We start from the raw sequence: 1,870 nt of genomic DNA on the forward strand, positions 1-1,870 counted from the left end.
CCAATGATCTACTATCCAATGTCTACATTGATGTTGGCAGGAATCAAGGATATTTTGATCATTTCAACGCCACAAGATGAGTCGAGATTTGAAGAATTATTTGGGGACGGACATGAACTTGGTCTACATATTGAATATAAGGTCCAACCTAAGCCGGAAGGATTAGCACAGGCCTTTATTTTAGGGGCCGACTTTATTGGCAATGACAGTGTTTGTCTTGTCTTAGGAGATAATATCTACTATGGTGGCGGCCTTTCTAAGATGTTGCAGCATGTCGCTGAAAAAGAACATGGAGCAACTGTTTTTGGATATCACGTAAACGATCCAGAGCGTTTTGGCGTAGTTGATTTTGATAAAGACATGAATGCTTTGTCAATTGAAGAAAAACCAGAGCATCCAAAGTCACATTATGCGGTCACAGGTCTTTATTTCTACGATAATGATGTTGTGGAAATCGCGAAAAATATCAAGCCTTCACCACGTGGCGAATTGGAAATTACGGATGTTAATAAGGAATACCTTTCACGCGGGACTTTGTCAGTTGAGCTGATGGGTCGTGGTTTTGCATGGTTGGATACGGGTACCCATGAGTCATTGCTAGAAGCTTCATCGTTTATTGCAACGATTGAAAAAAGGCAAAATCAAAAAGTTGCTTGCTTAGAAGAGATTGCATATCGGATGGGTTACATCAGTAGGGAACAGTTAGCGGTGTTAGCACAACCTTTGAAGAAGAATCAGTATGGTCAATATTTACTAAGATTAGCGAGTGAGGGTTAAAGATGGGAAAGCTTAAGATTACAGAAACGAAGTTACAAGATGTCAAAATAATTGAACCGGCGGTTTTTGGTGACAAGCGGGGATTCTTTACTGAAAGTTATTCAGATAAGGATTTTAAAGCTGCAGGGATCGATTTCGACTTTATTCAAGATAATCATTCGTTGTCAAGTCAAGCCGGTGTTTTGCGTGGCTTGCATTTTCAACGAGGAAAAGCGGCACAGACAAAATTAATTCGCGTAGTTACAGGTGCTGTGCTTGATGTGATTGTTGATGTCCGCAAGGGAAGCCCAACTTATGGTGAATGGGAGGGTTACATTCTTTCAGAAAGTAACCATCGTCAGTTACTTGTTCCACGTGGTTTTGCGCATGGTTTTGTGACTTTAACGGATAACGTCAACTTCTTATATAAGTGCGATAATTACTACAACGCGCAAGCAGATGGTGGAATTGCCTTTGATGACCCAACACTGGCAATTAACTGGCCAATTGATATTGAGAATGCAATTCTTTCAGAAAAGGATAAGAAGCATCCAACATTCAAGGAATTTGAAGCAGATAATCCATTTGTCTATGGCGAGATATAGGGGGATTGGTCATGAAAAATATTATTGTGACAGGTGGAGCAGGTTTTATTGGCTCTAACTTTGTACATTATGTAGTCAATAACCATCCAGAGATCCATGTGACTGTTTTGGATAAGCTGACATATGCTGGCAATAAAGAAAATCTTGCAGGCTTACCAGCTGACCGTGTTGAGTTAGTTGTTGGGGACATCGTAGATGCACCATTGGTTGATTCATTGGTCCAAAAAGCGGATGCAGTCGTGCATTATGCGGCCGAATCGCATAACGATAATTCGTTGAAGGATCCAACGCCTTTTATTCAGACGAACTTGATTGGTACGTATACATTGATTGAAGCTTGTCGTAAATATAATGTACGTTATCATCATGTTTCAACAGATGAGGTGTATGGTGATCTTCCTTTACGTGAAGACTTGCCAGGTCATGGTGAGGGCGTGGGTGAGAAATTCACACCGGAAATGCCGTATCGACCATCAAGTCCATACTCATCAACAAAGGCTGGTTCCGAT

At 41.0% G+C, this 1,870-nt stretch carries 3 protein-coding genes; all 3 read left to right on the forward strand.

All coding sequences use genetic code 11. From position 1 onward, the window contains the following. Positions 1 to 777, forward strand: a 777-nt coding sequence (gene rfbA / locus GSM_RS13520; protein ID WP_010078415.1) for a glucose-1-phosphate thymidylyltransferase RfbA, incomplete at its 5' end; no start/stop codon positions are given. A 2-nt stretch (positions 778 to 779) separates the two neighbouring features. Then, the gene (gene rfbC / locus GSM_RS13525; RefSeq protein ID WP_003689634.1) at positions 780 to 1,361 is read left to right on the forward strand and encodes a dTDP-4-dehydrorhamnose 3,5-epimerase; all 582 of its coding nucleotides are present in this window, start codon (positions 780 to 782) and stop codon (positions 1,359 to 1,361) included. A gap of 11 nt (positions 1,362 to 1,372) precedes the next feature. Beyond that, positions 1,373 to 1,870 (forward strand): dTDP-glucose 4,6-dehydratase (locus GSM_RS13530; protein WP_010078416.1); only part of this gene is annotated, 498 nt, incomplete at its 3' end.

The organism is Liquorilactobacillus mali KCTC 3596 = DSM 20444, assembly GCF_000260415.1.
GTDB classification, from domain to species: domain Bacteria; phylum Bacillota; class Bacilli; order Lactobacillales; family Lactobacillaceae; genus Liquorilactobacillus; species Liquorilactobacillus mali.